Source organism: Barnesiella intestinihominis YIT 11860, assembly GCF_000296465.1.
GTDB lineage: Bacteria > Bacteroidota > Bacteroidia > Bacteroidales > Barnesiellaceae > Barnesiella > Barnesiella intestinihominis.
Window position 1 is genome coordinate 25,572 of sequence record NZ_JH815203.1, and the last position, 18,624, is coordinate 44,195.

The window sequence follows — 18,624 nt, forward strand, 5'->3', positions numbered from 1 at the left end:
GAAACTAAAACAAGATTTTTCTCCCGAGGCAACCCAAAGGCTCTCTTAGTTTCCCGCCCTCATAATCCATGCATTCGCAAAAAGAGGCTGCTCCTGTACCAAACGAGAATGATATCGACGAGCTTCATCAAAATCATCGAACGATGCTACATAGAGTCGTGATTTACGTGCCGTCTCATAAATCTGTAAATCGGCTGAAACTCCCTGTCGGTGAAAACACTCGATTTGCTTCTCGGCCATCTGTTTTGACGGAAGCGAAGCCACTATAATATAGTAGGTATTTCTCGCTATTTCGATATCGTGTACAGCGGTTTCCAAAACATCTTCTTCCCCGGCGGCAATCGTATCGGGCATTTCATCGATTCCCAAAACGGATTCAAAATCATTAACGACAGCTTCGTCGGTCGTAGTATCCGTCTGACCGAATAACTCGGCAGACAATAATCCGGCATAATTGGCGGTGGTATCGGGTGTATTGATTGGCTTAGAAAGCATTAATAAAAACACAATTATTGCCGCTGCTACCGCTGCCGCACGCACCGTACGACGATGAAACGATATATATACACGGTCACGAACTTTTTCGTCTCCAACCGTCGGTATCTCCCTATCTTCCGCATCTTCTTCACGAGGAGCTATTTCCAATGGGGAGAAACCGAAGCGGGGATTCTCGATAGAATTATTTTCCTGTGGCTGAAAGCACACGTTACCATCGACTAAGACCAATCGTCCCAACCGCCCGAAACCATAATCGCCACCTTGCTCCAAGTGTTTATAAACAGATTCGACCTCTTCGGCAATAGCCTCAACAGCCTCGTTCCAAGAAATAAAACCGGCACGCATGACCGAACGAACCAATAACCCGGAATCTCCCGTCGCAACGGATTCAAATGCGACTTTTCTCACAGGTGGGAGAAACGATGTACCGCCCGATTGTATTTTCGCTTCGTCACGGAGAACTGTAAAACGACCCAAACCGGGGATAAAAACATCATCGTTATGCAACAATAAATACTCAATATGGCGTACCAATCCAATCATACAACAAAGATATATATTTTCTTTTGCCGATACAACAAAACGAATAAAAATCTCTCTTTATTCTTGTCCCAGAAAAATATAAAAAAACTCTATTCCTCTTCCAATAAACGCTCGGCCTCTTTGGAATCATAACCAAGTTCCACGGCTCGTTTCAAATCGGCCTTCGCCGATTCTCTTTCATACCTCGCCAATTTGCCCAACGCCCTCAATACATATACTACCGGATCATCGGGAGCCAACTCGATAGCCTTTTCTATGTCTTTATCGGCTTTGGCATATTGTCCGGCGAACAAATAGGCTTCCGCCCGCCCTACATAGAGTATCTCCTTCTCGGGATTTACCCGAATTACCTGCGAATAGACCTCTATGGCTTCGGGATAATAACCCATCACTTTCAACAACGAAGCAAAACCTATGCGACCGTTGGCACTCGCCGGATTCAATTTCAAGATTCGTTCAAAATCGGCACGGCTTGAAATCGTATCTCCCCGCTCCAATGCAATCAGTCCCCTGTGATACAGCGCATCTTCGTCGGCATCGTCGATTAACAGTATCTGGCTATAATCCTGATAGGCACGATCTATACTGTCTATTTCGGAAAAAAGAGCCGCCCGATTCCGCAACAAAGTGACCGAATGAGGTGTCATCAACAATCCGTTCGTATAACTCCGAAGTGCAGCTTCATAATTACCTGCATAACGTTGTACCGTTCCCAAATTGGACATAAGCAGCGAATTTTGCCCATTCGCAGGCTCGGTTCGCAACGCACTTACCAATGCAGACTCTGCTCCCGCCCAATCTTTCGCCTTGATGCAACTATCGGCCCTCTCTACCCATTGATAATAGGACTGTGACAATACATAAAAGGGTAACCCTACCACACAAACGAGAACCAAAAAATTTTTCATATCCCATATTTTATATAACAAAGGTACGGGTTTAGACGTTACATTCACATATTAGATATGCAAAAACGAATCAAAAGCAACAGACATTCTAAATTTTTCTGTTAATTTTGCAAATGATGAGTAATCATAAATTTATATATAGTATTTTATTCAGCCATCGGATTATTCTCCTCTTAGGAATTGTCATTCTGTTTTCGGGATGCGCCAACGAAGATGAACCGGAACAAGGATCTGTAAACCGTACGGTACTGATTTATATGTTGTCGAACAACAACTTAGGATCAACATACCGTTTCGATACGCAAAATATCAACGACATGTTACAAGTCGCTGCATCGGGAGGTCTAAATGGAGGAAATCTCATTATTTACCGCGACGGATACGATACAAATCCCCAGCTTATACAGATTAGGAAAAACGAATCTGGTTCGGCTGAAAAAGCGATTATAAAGGAATACCCGGACCGTAACTCGGCTACCACGGAAGTCATGCGTTCGGTAATCGACGAAACGAAAGAACTATTTCCAGCGAAAGAATACGGATTGATACTTTGGTCTCACAGCACCGGCTGGGCTCCGGGAAACTCCTCGTTAGCTCTTTCACCGGCTCGACGGTACGAATTGCCCACACGCTCTTTCGGGCAAGACGGAAAAAATTATATGGAAATAGACGAACTAGCAGAAGCTATACCCGATAAACAATTCCACTTTATTCTCACGGACGTTTGTTTCATGGGTGGAATAGAATGTGCCTATCAATTACGAAACAAGACCGATTATTATATAGGATCGGCAGCCGAAGTTCTAGGAGCCGGAATGCCCTACTCGTTGACCATTCCAAAACTATTCGATTATCATCTCGATCTCAAAGATGTTTGCAATACAATCTATACTTATTACAATGCTCAAAGCGGAGCATATCGCACATCTACCGTGGGATTGGTGGACTGCCATAGATTGGAAGCATTAGCCGATAGTATCCATGAAATTTTCGAGGCTCATCGAAACGATGCCATGCCCGATATTTCCAATATCCAACATTTCGATCGTCAACCGCCATATATTTGTTTTGACTTACAAGATTTTCTATCGCAAATCGCTACTCCCGATGAAAATACAGGGTTGGAGCAAGCCCTCTCCCAAGCCATACTCTACCATGCGGCAACCCCTTCGGTCATGGGAGATGTCTCCATTTACAAACATTGCGGCCTGAGCTGCTACATTTTAGGAACAGGAAACACGACCCTCGACCGATATTATACGACCCTTGATTGGTACAAACGAGTCTATCCCGACAATAATTAAACTCTTAATTCTATTCATAATGTCAATTTTCAATTCTTTACAATCCTTACTGGCTCAAACGCCAGAAGTTCCGGCTCCGGAAGAGATCGCCCAAACGTGGCAACAAAAATTATCGGCACTTTCGTCTCTATCGTTCCAGCAATTCATGGAACAAGCCATCAGTGCCATATTACACGGAGCAGTAAAAATAGCTATCGCACTGGCTGTATTTTTTATCGGAAAGTGGATCATCAACCGTATCTATCATTTTATCTCCAAAGCATTCATACGCCGTAACGTCGAACTGTCCCTGCGGACCTTTCTACTCAGCTTGATACGCATCATCTTGATGCTTATTCTCATCGTTATCGTGATAGGAATACTCGGTATCAACACCAGTTCGTTTTTAGCCATATTCGCCTCTGCCGGACTTGCCATCGGTATGGCTTTGAGCGGTACGCTTCAAAACTTCGCAGGAGGGGTCATGATACTTCTGTTCAAACCCTATAAAGTCGGAGATTTTATCGAAGCGCAAGGTTACTCGGGAACTGTAAAGGAGATACAGATATTCAATACCATACTCAATACACCGGATAACAAAACGATTATCATACCTAACGGAGGATTATCGACAGGCAGCCTGAACAACTATTCCAAAGAGGGACGCCGACGTGTCGACTGGAAAATAGGCATCGCATACGGCGACGATTTCGATACGGCTCGCAAAGCCATTCTCGAACTACTTGCAGCAGACAAACGAGTATTCGATGACCCGGCTCCGTTTGTAGTCCTAAGCAGTCTAGCCGATAGTGCGATCGAAATAACCGTACGAGTATGGACAGCTTCCGAGAATTACTGGGGAGTATTCTTCGACTTTAACGAACAAGTCTACAAACAGTTTGACAAATACGGGCTGCACTTCCCTTATCCACAAGTAGATGTACACATGATACAAGACAATCAATAATCATCGTATCGAACGAGAAAGGGGCGAATAAATTTTTGCCCCTTTCTCGTTTTCTTATAAAACACGAACCCACGTATATAACAGTTTACCGATTTTTTATATATCCGTATCGTAAAACAGAGAAACAATGATAAGAGACGTAAAGCCACAAGATGCCACAGCAATCACAAAAATTTATAACGAATATATCACAAACAGTATAATTTCATTCGAAACCGAACCTTTAACCGAAGAAGATATGCTGTCACGTATCGTGCAAATATCGTCGAAATATCCCTATTTTGTCTATGAAACAGACGGCATAGTGGTCGGATACTGTTATGCCCATGCATGGAAAGAAAGAGCTGCTTATCGATATACAGCAGAAACAACCGTTTATTTATCTCCCGCATACACAGGCAGAGGCATAGGGACTCTGCTCATGCAAAAATTAATCGAAGAGTGCCGTAACAAAAATTACCGCGCATTGATAGCATGCATAACAGACGACAATATAGCCAGCAAGTCACTCCACATCAGACTCGGATTCAAACAAGTATCCCATTTCAAAAAAGTGGGACTAAAATTCGACCGATGGTTAGATGTCGTGGACTATGAATTATTACTAACGCCATAACACTATTTACACTCATTGTTTGAAGGAGGTTAAAAATTTGAAGATTTATAATTTTAATTCCTAAAAACGGCTCAACATTGAATGTCTTTTTATAACTTTACGGCAATAATAAGGTGTAAAAGGATTGTCTGTAAAAAATACATCTCCTTCTCACCGCGATAGCCTCATGAGGGTAAGGAATTTAAGGTAATCCTACCTCGTACACTTTCCCGGTTATATCGTCGAAAATATCTTTCTCGATTATATAATGGGGCATTAAGACAGATAAAAAATAAAAAACATATAAATGATAAGTAAATGGAATTACTTACCCCTTACATCAAACGAACAACAAATAGCCCGGACATTAGGGGACCGATATCCAAAGGTCCCTGCACTCTGTAAGCTACTCGCTCAACGAGGGGTTACTTCTGCCGCCGAAGCGGAGAAGTTTTTCAAGCCCCAGCTGTCCGATCTCCATGACCCGTTCTTAATGAGAGATATGGAAAAAGCTGTAGTTAGGCTTAATCGTGCATTAGGGAGTAAAGAAAAAATTATGATTTACGGAGACTACGACGTAGACGGGACGACTGCCGTATCTCTGGTATATAAGTTTTTACAAAACTATTATTCGGGACTCGACTACTATATCCCCGACCGTTATGAAGAGGGATACGGTATTTCCGACAAAAGTATCGACTATGCCGCCGAAAACGGTATCACGCTGTTCATCGCTCTCGACTGTGGCATCAAAGCCGTAGAAAAAATAGCTTACGCCAAAAGCAAAGGGATCGATTTTATCATCTGCGACCATCACATGCCCGATGACCAATTGCCTGATGCCGTAGCTATACTCAATCCCAAATTAGAAGGAGAAACCTATCCCTATAAACACTTATCGGGGTGTGGCGTCGGATACAAATTCATGCAAGGGTTTGCCATCAATAACGGTATCGACATAACTTCCGACCTAGAACCGCTGCTTGATCTCGTCGCCGTGAGCATAGCGTCAGACATCGTACCCATAACCGGAGAAAACCGAATCCTTGCCTATCACGGTCTTAAACGACTCAACTCCAATCCTAGCATGGGTTTAAGAGGTATATTGAAAGTATGCGGATTGAATAACAAAAATATTACAATCAGCGACATCGTATTCAAAATAGGGCCTCGCATCAATGCTTCGGGACGTATGCAATCGGGAAAAGAAGCGGTAGACCTGCTGGTCGCCAAAGACATGGCAGGAGCTTTGGAAAAAAGTCAAAATATCGACCAGTACAATGAGGATCGTAAAGAGCTCGATAAACGTATCACCGAAGAGGCGAGCAGAATATTGGAAGAACATATCGACATAAATCGAAGGAAATCGATTGTTATTTACAATAAAGACTGGCACAAAGGAATTATAGGTATCGTGGCCTCACGCCTGACGGAACTATATTATCGCCCGGCCGTCGTTCTTACCCTATCCGACGGACTGGCCACAGGGTCGGCTCGGTCGGTACAAGGATTCGATATTTATAAAGCCGTAGAATCTTGTCGAGACTTACTCGAAAATTTTGGAGGACATACCTATGCCGTGGGATTATCGATGAAAGAAGAACACATCAAGGAATTTACGGCTCGATTCGAGGAACACGTCGCCCGGCACATCTTACCAGACCAGATGGAACCGCAAATCGACATAGATACAGAAATCAATTTCAATGAAATCACACCCGATTTCTTTACTATGCTGAAACAATTTAATCCGTTCGGCCCGGGAAACCAAAAACCTATTTTCTGCACCCGGCGTGTAACCGATTACGGAACAAGCCGCCTTGTTGGAAAAAAGAACGAACACGTGAAATTGGAACTGGTGGATAGCAAATCGAAAAATATCATGAATGGAATTGCATTTAATATGAGCCAGCATTTCGAACATATCAAAGCCGGCAAACCATTCGATATTTGTTACACCATAGAGGAGAACACCCACAACAATGGTTCGATACAGTTATTTATCAAAGATATGCGCCCCTCGGAATAATACTATTTGACACAATATAACAGTAGGGAGAGATTTCTTGTAAATCTCTCCCTACTGTTTACCATTTACATTTTCAAAAATAAAATTACAAGACAAGATTGAATATAATCATATCTTTACCTTAACCGTCCTACCTGCATATTTAACAAGATAAATACCTCTTTCTTGTAACCGAATCTCCATACGCTCGCCAGTTGCCGGCAAAGTTTTTACCAATACTCCATTTATATCATAAATCCAAACATACCCTTCGGTTATACCATCTATTATTATTCGGTCTTCTTTTCCCGATATTCTCACAGAATTTTGGATTTCTACAATCCCTGAAAAATCAGATTCTACAATCATAGGAAAATCTTTCCAAACATGTGCATTCCTATAAGCAGCCAATCGTCCTTTCGGAACATATAGTACACAATCCTTCTTATTTACATTATCAAAGCTACTAGAATCACAAACAGGTGGAACCTGTCCCAAACAATAGATTTGCACCAAAAACAAACAATTTTGGAAAGCACATTTATTAACTGAAACGATACTTTCAGGGAAAGTCACAGTTTCCACCCCCAAACAGCCTCCGAAAGCATTTTCTTCAATCGATGTCACTCTATACGTCTTTGAATAATCAACCACAGGTGGCCCAATAATCTCTCCACCCGGTCCAACAACAAAAATTCCATCTCCACCTTGAACTTCTTCGGGGATAACAATTTTCCCAATATACTCAGTCGTTCCCCTATCTACACCAACGGTCGCCTCAGACTCAGATGTAATTTTATAATAAATCTTCTCATGCTCAAAGTCATAAGCCTTTATGTTAAAAATAGTAGGGAAAAAGCAGCCGAATAATAAAATTCTCCGTATTTGATTCATCTTTCTAACTAAAAACACATATCATAATAACGGTCAAACTTTATTTTTATTATATATTGCTTTTTTTTAGATATTGCAACCCTCTTTACTTTATACTAATCAAGAACTAAAAAAATTCAAAAAACGCCCCTCTGACCTTGAACGAATCGATAACAATCAGATTTATTTCGCTATTTCTACATCATAAAAGATAAAATTGTAATTTTGCGCCGAATCTGCAAAAGGAATGAACGAAATTATCCACGAAGTATTGCATAAATATTGGGGCTATTCCCAATTCCGTCCTATGCAGGAAGAGATTATCACCTCACTGCTCGACGGGCATGACACGTTGGGATTAATGCCGACAGGGGGAGGAAAATCCCTTACATTCCAAGTTCCCACCCTTAGCCGGGAAGGCATCTGTTTAGTAATTACCCCATTGGTCGCTTTGATGAAAGACCAAGTAGATAACCTACGCAGCCGAGGGATACGGGCAGCTTATCTGCACGCCGGTATGACGCGCCGTGAGATGATCGTCACTCTCGACAATTGCCTGTACGGACGCTATAAATTTCTGTACATTTCACCGGAACGTCTGGATACGGAATTATTCATCGCTCGTATTAAAGGATTGCCGGTTTCCTTTATCGTCGTGGACGAAGCTCACTGCATTTCTCAATGGGGATACGATTTCCGTCCGGCCTATTTGAAAATAGCAGACATACGTTATATTCTGCCCGAAGTCCCTATACTGGCACTCACAGCTACTGCTACCCCCAAAGTAGCCGAAGATATACAACGTAAGCTATCCTTCCGCAACGGGCAAGTTTTCCGCACCGGTTTCTCACGTCCCAATCTTTCATACGTGGTAAGACAAGGAGAAGACAAGCTCCAACAACTGCTACGCATACTCAACCGTGTGCCGGGCAGCGCTATCGTGTATGTGAGGAATCGAAAACGGACGAAAGAAGTCGCCGAAGAATTGCGCAAAGCTGGTATATCGGCAGATTTTTTTCACGCTGGATTGAACTCGGAAGAAAAAGCCGATAAACAACAAAAATGGAAAGCAGACGAAATCCGGGTTATGGTTTCGACAAATGCCTTCGGCATGGGTATAGACAAACCAAACGTAAGGGTTGTCGTCCATATCGAAATGCCGAACGCCCCCGAAGAGTACTTTCAAGAAGCGGGACGAGCGGGGCGTGATGGAACCCGTTCCTATGCGGTATTGCTTTATGCCCGAAGAGATAAAGCCACGTTGCACAAAAGGTTGACCGAGGAATTTCCCGATAAGGAATTTATATTGAAAGTTTACGAACGCGTAGGCAATTTTCTCGAAATAGCATTAGGCTGTGGCATGGATTCGATTTACGAGTTTAACTTGAAACGCTTTTGCACCACATTCAAGTATGCTGCCACACCTGTACTCAACGCGCTGAAAATACTTACCATTTCGGGATATATCGAATTTATCGAGGAAACCGACTCTCTATCCCGGATCATGATTCTGGTACACAAGGACGAACTATACGAATTACGAGAAAGTGATCCCCAAACCGACCGTGTGCTGCAATGCCTATTGCGATCTTATACCGGACTGTTCGCCGACTACACATATATTCATGAAGATTTGTTGTGCCAACGGCTCGGCATGAACCAGCAGGAAGTGTATGAATCGCTGCTAAAACTGAACCGCATGCATGTACTGCATTATATTCCCCGGCGTCGCACCCCATACATCGTCTATACCCGGGAACGCATGGAGCCCCGCTATGTACAAATTACCCGCGAAGCCTATGAAGAGCGTCGAGAGCGTATGGCAGATCGCATAAAAAGTATGATTACATACGCTATCTCTTCTCGCTGTCGCCAACAAATGCTCCTGGAATATTTCGGAGAAAAAGCAGATTATGAATGTGGCTATTGCGACAACTGTATCGAACGAAAAAAACGAGAGACCGTCTCAAAAAATACTCCGATACAAATTGCGAAAGAGATACAGCGACTGCTCGGAAATGGGGCAATCAGCCGAAACAAAATCGTGGAAAGCCTCCCCTATCCAGAGAACGAGGTTATCGAGAGCTTGCGCTTTTTACAGGACGAAGGATTCATTACCGCCTGCGAAGACGGTATTCACTATAAAAATAAATAACAGAAGGTATTCAGGTATTATCAAGATTAAGTAAAAATGATTAAAGGTTTTTGTTACATCATGCTTTTCTATGTATTAGGAGAGATGATGAGTCTGCTAATCGGGAAACTCATTCCCGGCAGCGTATGCGGCATGATATTGCTATTCATCGCGCTCACTTTAAAATGGATCCGTCCGCACGATGTAGATAAAGCAGCCTCGGCACTCACCCGCAATATGGCTCTGTTTTTCGTTCCCGCCAGCATAGGGCTAATGCACGAATATAAAATACTCATGAGCAATTGGGTAGTATTACTCACCGTATCGGTTGTGACAACATTGCTGGTAATCGTTGTCGTCGGAGTAACCGAAGAACAGCTCGACCGCAAATTATCCCATAAGAAAGGAGGTGAAAAAATATGAGTGAAATATTTTCTTCTACTCCCTTTATACTCCTATTGGTATTGGGAAGCTATTTAGCCGGCTGCAAATTGTACCGAAAAAAACACATAGCTCTGTTTCACCCTCTTCTAGTCGCTATGGTGCTTATCATAGCTCTCCTTTCATTACTGGACATTGACTATGACACGTTTTGCGCAGGTAGCAGTTTCATCAGCTTTCTTTTAGGACCCTCGGTCGTTGCACTGGGATATGCCCTTTACGAACAAATCGAGCAAATCAGAGGAAAAGAGATACCCGTACTTACTGCTGTCTTTGCCGGCGGTATCGTAGGTATAGTAAGTGTCATAGCTATTTGCAGAATCATGGGAGTAGACGAGGCTATCACCTCGTCACTGCAACCCAAATCGGTAACCATACCCATCGCTATCTCCTTGTCGGAACACTCGAATGGCATACCGTCGCTCACCGCAGTTATCGTATTTGGCTGCGGGCTTTTGGGTGGTATCGTCGGTCCTGCCATTCTCGACCGCTGCCACGTCAACAGCCGAGTAGCCAGAGGGCTTGCCTTAGGTTCGGCGGCACATGGGCTAGGAACGGCACGAGCCATCGAATTGGGAGCCGTCGAAGGGGCTATCAGTGGCTTGGCCATCGGGCTGATGGGAGTTATCACCTCTTTACTTATACCTCTCTTTGAAAGTATTATGCGCTAATAATCAAAGCATAAAATAAAAATATGACTTTATACCGATAAAATTAAGTATAATAATTTACAGATACCGCTTGCATATTCCAATAAAAGCCGTATCTTTGCAACGCTTTTACAAAAAGCAACAAGGTTAGATTCGCTAGCTCAGCTGGTAGAGCACAACACTTTTAATGTTGGGGTCTTGGGTTCGAGCCCCAAGCGGATCACAGAAACGCTGGACAGAAATGGACAGTAAATGTACAACTACTCCTACAATATTTGATATTGTAGGAGTTTTTTCGTATAATGTCTGTGACCTGTCTCCTCCCTAAAATTAGATTAATGTCCAAAATCGTCGGTTTGTTGTCTTAATTTATCCATTCTATAAATCATCGTCATTACTTTTATCCCAAAATTTAAAGGCTCTTCTAAATGAAAAGCCTATTATAAATTTATAAAATATTCATATAATATAGAAAACTGTACTCCCAACACCACTTTTTGCATCGAAATGTACATTATTTCTCGCTTTCTAACCCTGCTTTTAAACGTATCTCCAACTTCCATTTAATAGTTGCTCAAGCATTATCTAAACACAGACCTAGCGCCGTAATTTTACATTTATCTTTCCATACAAGTCTTTTTTGACTTTTTGTGAAGTATTCTTACAAAAAAGAGAATACAATAGAGCCTATCGACCTCTCAAAACATAACCGATATTAAGAGGATCTAATCCCAATTAAATACGAATTAAACAGATGTTATCTCAAAATTAAATTGAATTTAGACCTTGTGTTTGCTTCATTTTCTTGCCCCTACAAAGAAAAATGAAAACAAAACCGCCCAACTTGAAATACATCGAGTTCGGGCGGCTTCTATAAAACAAGCTCCCCTCCGGGGAAATCGATTAATGCAACATCATTTTTTGTACTTTCTTGCTTACACCGTCAGTCAACACAAAGATTACGCAATGAGCGTCGATGTCTTGTTTATTGACCGTCATCATGCCAGCGCCATTTCCGGCGTAAACCGCACGACCCAACATATCTACCACGGTCAACGTGAAGTTGCGGTCGGCCGTATTCATGACAGAGATTTGGTCGCCATTGGCCACAATCACGAAGTCCGATTCATCGGCTGCAACCGACGAGATAGCCGACGGGTCGGTAGCGCCGTATTCATAGGCACCGATGTCTCTCGTGCCCACAACGGCCAAGCCACGAATGTCGGTAGTGGGGACAAGGTCGACATATTCGCCTGTGGCATAACCGGCGTTCACAGCACTGCTGTTCTCGGCGGTCAACGCCAAGTAGGGTACGAAGTTGTCGGTAGACAATACGGTAGACAAAGCCACATTCGATAGCGGGTAGGTAGCCAAAGTCTCTACCGTGTTGTTGTACTGGGCTTTTCCACTGTTGAAGCACTCGTCGTCGATAGCGTCATTAACACCCTGCTCAGCGCCTACGATAATGTTGTTGTAACCTTCGATAGGAGTGCGCAAATTGGCTACCGTGTAGCTGGGATCGCCAAAAATACCGGCTCCGTTGGCAAAGATCAGGTTGTTGAGCATCACAAGCTCACCTTTATAAATATCGCCGATACGCAATGCGCCATCGTTGTCGTAGAAGGTGTTGTTGATCACATATATCGTCGCATCGGCAGATTCTGTCACATCGATAGCTCCTTGATTGGAAACAGAACTCTCTATATCGGGAGTATAGACGGCTTCGGAGGTATTGCCTACAAAGGTACAATTGACAACCTTTACACTTTCCACATTGGAGTATCCCACAGCTGCATCGGAAGTCGAAATCGCTGTTCCCGCTCCCGGCACATCATTGCGATAGAAAGTACAGTTTTCTACCAGCAGCGACCCAGCATCGCCATTGTTTACACCGGCTTGTATAAGGGCGGCACCCGTACCATAATTACTGTACACATAGTTGCCGTCGAAATAGGAGTTGCGCACGGTCACATCTTTGGCGCGAGCGCATATACCCGAACCTCCTGAGCCCGACTCGTTGTCGATAAACTGGCAGCTGTCTACCACCAACGTATTACCGGCAAAGTAAAGGCCTCCGGCCGGTTGATAAGTAACTTGGCGACCATTGAGGAAAGTAAGGCCTTTTACCGTAAGGTTGCAACCGGTCGCGGCACGCATAATACGAGCGCCCTCACCGCCGTCCTTACCAGCTTGTAAAGCGGCGCGAAGCGTCGTATTTTCCCCAATAATAGTTACGTTTTTGTTCTCACCGAAATCCAATTGGCCGCCCGTATCGAAAGTAGTATTGGCTTCCAAATAGATAATGGTCTCTTCGTTCTCTTTTACACTGGCTACCGCATATTGCAAGGTTTTATAAGCGGTTTCCCACGAAGCGCCGTTGTAACTGTCGTTACCCGTCGAGGCGCTCACATAGATTTCTGTGGCCGCAAAGGCGTTCATACCGAAACAGCCGGCCAACAATCCTACAAATAATACTTTTTTGTTCATACGTTTTAATTGTTATCTTTGATTTATAAAATTACTTTTTTGGTGATTTGCGAAGTTCCGTTATTAGCTACGACCAACAACACGCCGTGCGGAAGGGCGCTCCCGTCGATGACAGCCGTTTGTTGCACCTTCATGGCAGCTACCTGGCGGCCGTCGATTTGTACCAAACGTACCTCGAAGGCGGCATCGGTATGATTCTCGACAACCACGTTACCGGCCTGTACATAGACCGTGAGTTCATCGCTCAATTCGTTACCTGCTATACCGGTGGGATCGTCGTCATCGACATACTCATACGCACCTATATCGACATAACCGTCTTCACGGGTAGTGCCCACGACGTCGAACTCGGGCACGATGTTCTCCTCGGCAACCAAATATTCGTTGGCACCGGCATTCACAAGCGGGCTCGTTTTTTCCATGGCCAGATAGGGCACGAAGTTATCGTCGCTCAACTCTGCGACCAATCCAGCCGAAGACAACATAGCGGTCAAGTTGTCGATATCCTCGACAACAGGGTCACCAATATTGGCCACACGGGCGGTCGACAACACGTTGCCGTTCTCACCATCGGCCAATTCGGATACAAAGCCATGAGGTTCCAGCACCACGCAGTAATTGTTTTGGCAAACGATGGTACGGCCAGTAGCGGCGGGGGTGATCACAGCACTGCGCAAGCCCACGACCACGTTGTTGACAAAGTGCAAAGCGTTGTCGCCAGTCTCGGCGATATTGACCGCCGAGGTTCTGCGATACACATCTTTCATCATATCGGCTCCGCTCTCGGTTTCGTCTGTTTCCTCTCTCAAATCAAAATAGAAAGTATTGTTGGCCACCGCAACCGTATTGGAGGAGCCTTTTATCAAAATATTGGGCACCGATCCCGAAGGAACTCCCGTTGTCGTATTGTTATAGAAGGTGTTGTTGACCAAGCGGGCCTTCACATTCGAACCGTTGTCAAAGCCAATGGCCGTAGCGCCATTATTCGAATTGACGGCATTATTGTGAAAAGTGGAGTTTTCTACGACAAAGTTCCCGTCCTTCCCTTGGAAACGGATAACGGCACCGCTCATCGTAGAGGAATACTTGCCGGCCTGATTGTTCTTGAACACACTATTGGTAATGATCACATTCATGGCGTTGGTTCCGGTAGCGATAGCAGCTCCGCCCTCGGCTCCCTCGGTCAAAGTGTTGCTGTCAAAGACACAGCTATCGATTACCAACTCGGAAGCGGCACCGGAATTTCCTGCAAAGTAGAGCACACCGCCCATGCTCGAATAGTTCTTCACCCCGGTGAAAGTGATGCCTTTCAACACCAACCGGGCTGCCTCGGTGCGCAATATACGTTGCGCCGCATTGGCATTGATCGTGGTGTTCTCGCCGATGATGGTCAGGTCGATCCGGTTTGTATTGGTATTCATGTTGTTCTCCGAGAAGACATGCCCCGGTTTCAAATAAATGGTCACAGGCTCATCAGCCGTCACATTGTTTATAGCTGTCCCAATCTTGGTATATACAGCATCTACGGTCATACCCTCGGGATTATTCCCGTCGGGCTCCACATAATACACTTTATCCGCATGGACGGACAAACTGCATACGGCAGCCACGAGGGCCGCCCTTACAAGCGTAATCGGTTTTTTCATGATTTCAAATTTTAGTTCGTATTATTCAGGTTTATTGATATATCCTCACATAGTCGATCACATACTCCAAGGGAAGAGCCGTCACGTCGATTCCTTCACGACCGCCCCAACCTCCGCCAAAGGCGAAATTGAGCAACAAATAGAAATCTTTGGTATAAGGCCAGTTGGTATTGGAATAGGTTCTTCCACGCAAAACGGTGGCTTGCAGCTCCCCGTCGATGAACCAAAGCAACCGATCGGGGTGCCACTCAAAGGAATAGACATGCCAATCCTCGGGGTTCTCGATGGGAGCGCTGTTAGCGTAGCGGTTGGGCTGGTTGTTGCTATTGAAGTCGGCGCAGTGAGCCGTGAAGTAGATGTTGTTGGGGTCATATCCCACATGCTCAATGATGTCGATTTCGCCACAAGCGGGCCAGTCGCTACGGTCTTGCGGGAACATCCAGATAGCGGGCCACGAGCCCAAGCACACCGGAAGTTTGGCACGCACCTCCACCCGGCCATAGGTAAAGGCGAATTTCCCTTTGGTCACGACGCTGGCCGAGGTAATGGGAATAATCGTATCGGCGCGATAACCATGCGACCCACTCCACTGCTGCTCATACAACGCGTCTTCTATCAAGGCGCTGTCGTTGCGGCACACGATGTGCAGACAGCCGTCGGCCATATAGGCATTTTCTTCACGAGCCACCGTATAATATTGATCCTCGCCGTTGCGCACATAGCCTTCTTCATAACCCCATTTGCTGTCGTCGAGCAAACCGGTGCCGTCGAACTCGTCGGAGAAAACCAGTTTGGTAAAGCGCTCGGGAATCGCCACGGCTTTCAACGTGCCGTCGTTATCGCACTCCAAGCTCCATTGTGTGCCGTCGTCCGATTTCAGCAACAAAGCATTCTCTGCCGACAAAGCGTAGGGCACTGTGCCCAACTCTTGAGTGGAGGTAAATACCGCCTCGCCGCTACCGGCCAGTTCGATCTCGGTCTCGATAGAGACTTTGCCCCACCAGTCGACCGCACCGAAAGAACCTTCGATAGGTGTACCCTCGCCCACTTGCAGGCGCACCAAACCGTTGGCGTCGCTCGTGGCCGTGTGGGTCTCGCTGTACAGGGTGACCGGTTGGGCACCGGAGCGTGTCGACAGCGTGCGCTGAATGTAGAACCGCACAGTCAATTCTTGGTCGGCCACGGGATTGCCCTGCTCATCGCGCACAACCGTTTGATAGGGAATGCCCTTTATAGTTTGGGCACACAACTCGACCACAGGAAACAGAGCCATGGTCAATATGATTAATAGGATCTTTTTCATCTGTCACTTATTTTTTAATAATCAAAACCGAACGGCTACCGACCTCGTTCGTAATCTTCAACACATACTCCCCTGTCGTCTTATCGGAGAAATCAATCACGGCTTGTGTATCGGCCAACTCGCCCAAACCGAGCAAACGCCCCTGCATGTCGTATAACCACCACGAAGTGGCACGGCTCCCCGAAATCGAGAGATACAACTCGTCGACTACGGGATTGGGGCCGGCAGTAAAGGTGAGGTTATCGCCCTTGATATTCAGGATACCCGAGGTCGATATGGCTATAGGTTGATTGAATCCTTGCGAGAAACGCACGACATTGGAACGCATCACCGACTCGGTGAATACCTCGCCCAGCGTCCATGTCAACATGTCGGTACTACCGCCGGCACTCGACACGACCGATTGAGCCACCGACTTTCCGCACAAAGCCGACGCTATACATAATAATAGGATTGCCTTTTTCATAAAACCGCTGTTTTATTCTGTTACGGCTTCGGCCGAAACCGTTCCGTCGTTACTTACTTTGATTTTCCACAATTTCCCATCGGGCGATTTCACATGCACGTTGTCGGCGGTTACCGCACATTTGGCATACGGCACACTCAGCAACTGCTGGGATCCCAGCGATTCGTAACCGGTACCCCGGTTGACCAGCGTCTCGAAGAAATAAACGCCTTCGCTCCAATCGACATCGACAAACAAAGTTTCGCGCGAGGTGTTCACACCCTCGCCCACTTTCAAGGTGATAATTCCCGAAGCGTTGCTCGATGTAGTGTGGTCTTCTTCATAGACTACCGTGCCATCGGCCGCGCCTTGGTGGATTCGCACTCTCACTTCGAGCGGTTTATTGGAAGCTATACTACCGTCGTCATTGCGGAGCACAGCCTGATACTGAAACGAACCCGGCACCTGTGCCGACATTCCTATAATACAAAGGAAGGTGGATAAAACCGAAATAATTTTCTTTTTCATGAATAAAAATTTAAATTTATAATTCTACTAACATAATGTATTTGTCACACACTTTTTAACATGACAAATATAAATTCAATTGCAACAACCGTTTTACAACGAATAAGACATTGTTTGAAGTTTTGCATTCGCAGTTGAAAAATTGTAGCGAAAATTTAGATTTATGTTGCAGCGAGGCTTTCGACCGCCTCAAACAGAGGTTTTCGCCCCGTTTTTCCGTTTCGCCCACAAGGCTCGCCGGGTCATCGTTTTTCGCCACAGCACCCCATGGAGTTAAGGGCAAACGGCGTTTCGGCAGCGAGCCCCCGGCAGGGCCTGTTCACGTCAGCGATACACCCTCACATAATCGATAATGTACTCTTGCGGGAGCGCGTCGAGGTCGACACCCTGACTTCCGCCCCAGCCTCCGCCGAAAGCGAAATTGAGTATCAGATAAAACGGACGGTCGAACGGCCATGCCTCCCAGCCGTTTTCGTCTTTTGTTACCGAATAGGTTTCAACCCCGTCGAGATACCATGTGAGTTTATCCTCCCGCCATTCAAAACCATATACATGAAAATCGGTGGCCACCGTGGCGCAATCGACGGTATGGCATTTTTGATTGTTTTTGGTATGGTTGTATTTTTCGGTATGTATGGCATAATGGACTTTGGGCAATTCATATCCTACATTCTCCATAATATCCATCTCACCGCTCTTGGGCCATTCGCCATAGGTATCGTCGGCGGGCATCATCCAAATAGCGGGCCAAGTGCCTATTCCATCGGGCAATTTGGCGCGCACCTCTACCCGGCAATATTTCCATTCGGCAAGACCCTTGGTGGTAATGCTGGCCGAGGTAATCGGGGCAACCGCCGTGCTGCGGGTCGTATCGACCGGCGTCTCCCACTGTTTGGCGAACAGTCCGTTCTCTATCACCGCACTGTCGCGACGAACCACGATGTGCAGATAGCCGTCCTGCCGATAACAGTTCTCGGGACGGGCTACCGTGTAATATTGTAATTCGCCGTTACGCACATAGCCTTCTTCGTAATTCCAGCGCAAGGAATCGGGGAGCCCGGTTCCCTCGAAATCATCTTCAAACACCAACTCATTTGTCGTACCACATGCCACCGAGAGCGCCAGCGGCAGGCTAGCTAAAAACAATTGCACTTTTTTCATGATAAATATCCATTCGTTATAAAGGTTTGTGTCGCAAAGATAGAGACTATACGACGGCGGGATTTTCAAATATGTAGCGCAGATTTCAATTTATGTATAAAGCACACCCCAACGCCGCCGGCTCGTCCCGACGGGGGATTTCACCGCCGTCTCC

The 18,624-nt window shown here is 45.5% G+C and carries 16 protein-coding genes and 1 tRNA gene; 8 read left to right on the forward strand and 9 right to left on the reverse strand.

Annotation, left to right across the window (positions count from 1 at the left end; genetic code table 11):
* Positions 1 to 45 precede the first annotated feature (45 nt).
* On the reverse strand, positions 46 to 1,041 hold the full coding sequence (locus tag HMPREF9448_RS00105) for an HU domain-containing protein (protein WP_008860657.1): 996 nt from the start codon (positions 1,039 to 1,041) through the stop codon (positions 46 to 48).
* 89 nt (positions 1,042 to 1,130) lie between these two features.
* The gene (locus tag HMPREF9448_RS00110) at positions 1,131 to 1,949 is read right to left on the reverse strand and encodes a tetratricopeptide repeat protein (protein ID WP_008860658.1); all 819 of its coding nucleotides are present in this window, start codon (positions 1,947 to 1,949) and stop codon (positions 1,131 to 1,133) included.
* Between the two features lie 113 nt (positions 1,950 to 2,062).
* On the opposite strand from HMPREF9448_RS00110, the gene HMPREF9448_RS00115 reads away from it, so the two are divergent.
* The 4 genes from HMPREF9448_RS00115 to recJ all read left to right on the forward strand — a co-directional run bounded on the left by HMPREF9448_RS00115 (position 2,063) and on the right by recJ (position 6,823).
* The gene (locus tag HMPREF9448_RS00115) at positions 2,063 to 3,253 is read left to right on the forward strand and encodes a clostripain-related cysteine peptidase (protein ID WP_083855827.1); all 1,191 of its coding nucleotides are present in this window, start codon (positions 2,063 to 2,065) and stop codon (positions 3,251 to 3,253) included.
* Between the two features lie 19 nt (positions 3,254 to 3,272).
* A complete protein-coding gene (locus HMPREF9448_RS00120; RefSeq protein ID WP_008860660.1) occupies positions 3,273 to 4,199 on the forward strand; it encodes a mechanosensitive ion channel family protein in 927 nt (308 codons plus the stop codon).
* Between the two features lie 127 nt (positions 4,200 to 4,326).
* The gene (locus HMPREF9448_RS00125) at positions 4,327 to 4,815 is read left to right on the forward strand and encodes a GNAT family N-acetyltransferase (protein WP_008860661.1); all 489 of its coding nucleotides are present in this window, start codon (positions 4,327 to 4,329) and stop codon (positions 4,813 to 4,815) included.
* 286 nt (positions 4,816 to 5,101) lie between these two features.
* Positions 5,102 to 6,823 carry a single-stranded-DNA-specific exonuclease RecJ gene (gene recJ, locus HMPREF9448_RS00130; protein ID WP_008860662.1) on the forward strand — a complete coding sequence of 574 codons (1,722 nt, stop codon included), beginning with the start codon at positions 5,102 to 5,104 and terminating at the stop codon, positions 6,821 to 6,823.
* A 108-nt stretch (positions 6,824 to 6,931) separates the two neighbouring features.
* Here the strand turns inward: recJ and HMPREF9448_RS00135 are convergent, their stop codons facing one another.
* Positions 6,932 to 7,696 (reverse strand): leucine-rich repeat protein, encoded by a 765-nt coding sequence (locus HMPREF9448_RS00135; RefSeq protein ID WP_008860663.1) that lies wholly within the window; start codon positions 7,694 to 7,696, stop codon positions 6,932 to 6,934.
* A 226-nt stretch (positions 7,697 to 7,922) separates the two neighbouring features.
* Here HMPREF9448_RS00135 and HMPREF9448_RS00140 point away from each other — a divergent pair, with 226 nt between their 5' ends.
* From HMPREF9448_RS00140 to HMPREF9448_RS00155, 4 genes are all read left to right on the forward strand, one after another.
* Positions 7,923 to 9,830 (forward strand): RecQ family ATP-dependent DNA helicase, encoded by a 1,908-nt coding sequence (locus tag HMPREF9448_RS00140; RefSeq protein ID WP_008860664.1) that lies wholly within the window; start codon positions 7,923 to 7,925, stop codon positions 9,828 to 9,830.
* Between the two features lie 36 nt (positions 9,831 to 9,866).
* Positions 9,867 to 10,232, forward strand: coding sequence for a CidA/LrgA family protein (locus tag HMPREF9448_RS00145; RefSeq protein WP_040295795.1), 366 nt, complete (start codon positions 9,867 to 9,869; stop codon positions 10,230 to 10,232).
* A complete protein-coding gene (locus HMPREF9448_RS00150; protein WP_008860666.1) occupies positions 10,229 to 10,921 on the forward strand; it encodes an LrgB family protein in 693 nt (230 codons plus the stop codon). Before HMPREF9448_RS00145 ends, HMPREF9448_RS00150 begins: the two co-directional genes overlap by 4 nt.
* Positions 10,922 to 11,050: 129 nt before the next feature.
* Positions 11,051 to 11,123 (forward strand) — tRNA-Lys (locus HMPREF9448_RS00155).
* 680 nt (positions 11,124 to 11,803) lie between these two features.
* Here the strand turns inward: HMPREF9448_RS00155 and HMPREF9448_RS00160 are convergent.
* The 6 genes from HMPREF9448_RS00160 to HMPREF9448_RS00190 form a co-directional block, all read right to left on the reverse strand.
* Positions 11,804 to 13,387, reverse strand: a complete 1,584-nt coding sequence (locus HMPREF9448_RS00160; protein WP_008860667.1) for a choice-of-anchor Q domain-containing protein — start codon at positions 13,385 to 13,387, stop codon at positions 11,804 to 11,806.
* 23 nt (positions 13,388 to 13,410) lie between these two features.
* Positions 13,411 to 15,033, reverse strand: a complete 1,623-nt coding sequence (locus HMPREF9448_RS00165) for a choice-of-anchor Q domain-containing protein (protein WP_008860668.1) — start codon at positions 15,031 to 15,033, stop codon at positions 13,411 to 13,413.
* Positions 15,034 to 15,064: 31 nt separating this feature from the next.
* On the reverse strand, positions 15,065 to 16,093 hold the full coding sequence (locus HMPREF9448_RS14065; protein ID WP_232297231.1) for a glycoside hydrolase family 16 protein: 1,029 nt from the start codon (positions 16,091 to 16,093) through the stop codon (positions 15,065 to 15,067).
* A 250-nt stretch (positions 16,094 to 16,343) separates the two neighbouring features.
* Positions 16,344 to 16,802 (reverse strand): T9SS type A sorting domain-containing protein, encoded by a 459-nt coding sequence (locus HMPREF9448_RS00175; protein ID WP_008860670.1) that lies wholly within the window; start codon positions 16,800 to 16,802, stop codon positions 16,344 to 16,346.
* Positions 16,803 to 16,814: 12 nt separating this feature from the next.
* Positions 16,815 to 17,309 carry a hypothetical protein gene (locus HMPREF9448_RS00180; RefSeq protein ID WP_008860671.1) on the reverse strand — a complete coding sequence of 165 codons (495 nt, stop codon included), beginning with the start codon at positions 17,307 to 17,309 and terminating at the stop codon, positions 16,815 to 16,817.
* Between the two features lie 324 nt (positions 17,310 to 17,633).
* Positions 17,634 to 18,470 (reverse strand): glycoside hydrolase family 16 protein, encoded by an 837-nt coding sequence (locus HMPREF9448_RS00190; protein WP_008860672.1) that lies wholly within the window; start codon positions 18,468 to 18,470, stop codon positions 17,634 to 17,636.
* Between the last annotated feature and the right edge of the window lie 154 nt (positions 18,471 to 18,624).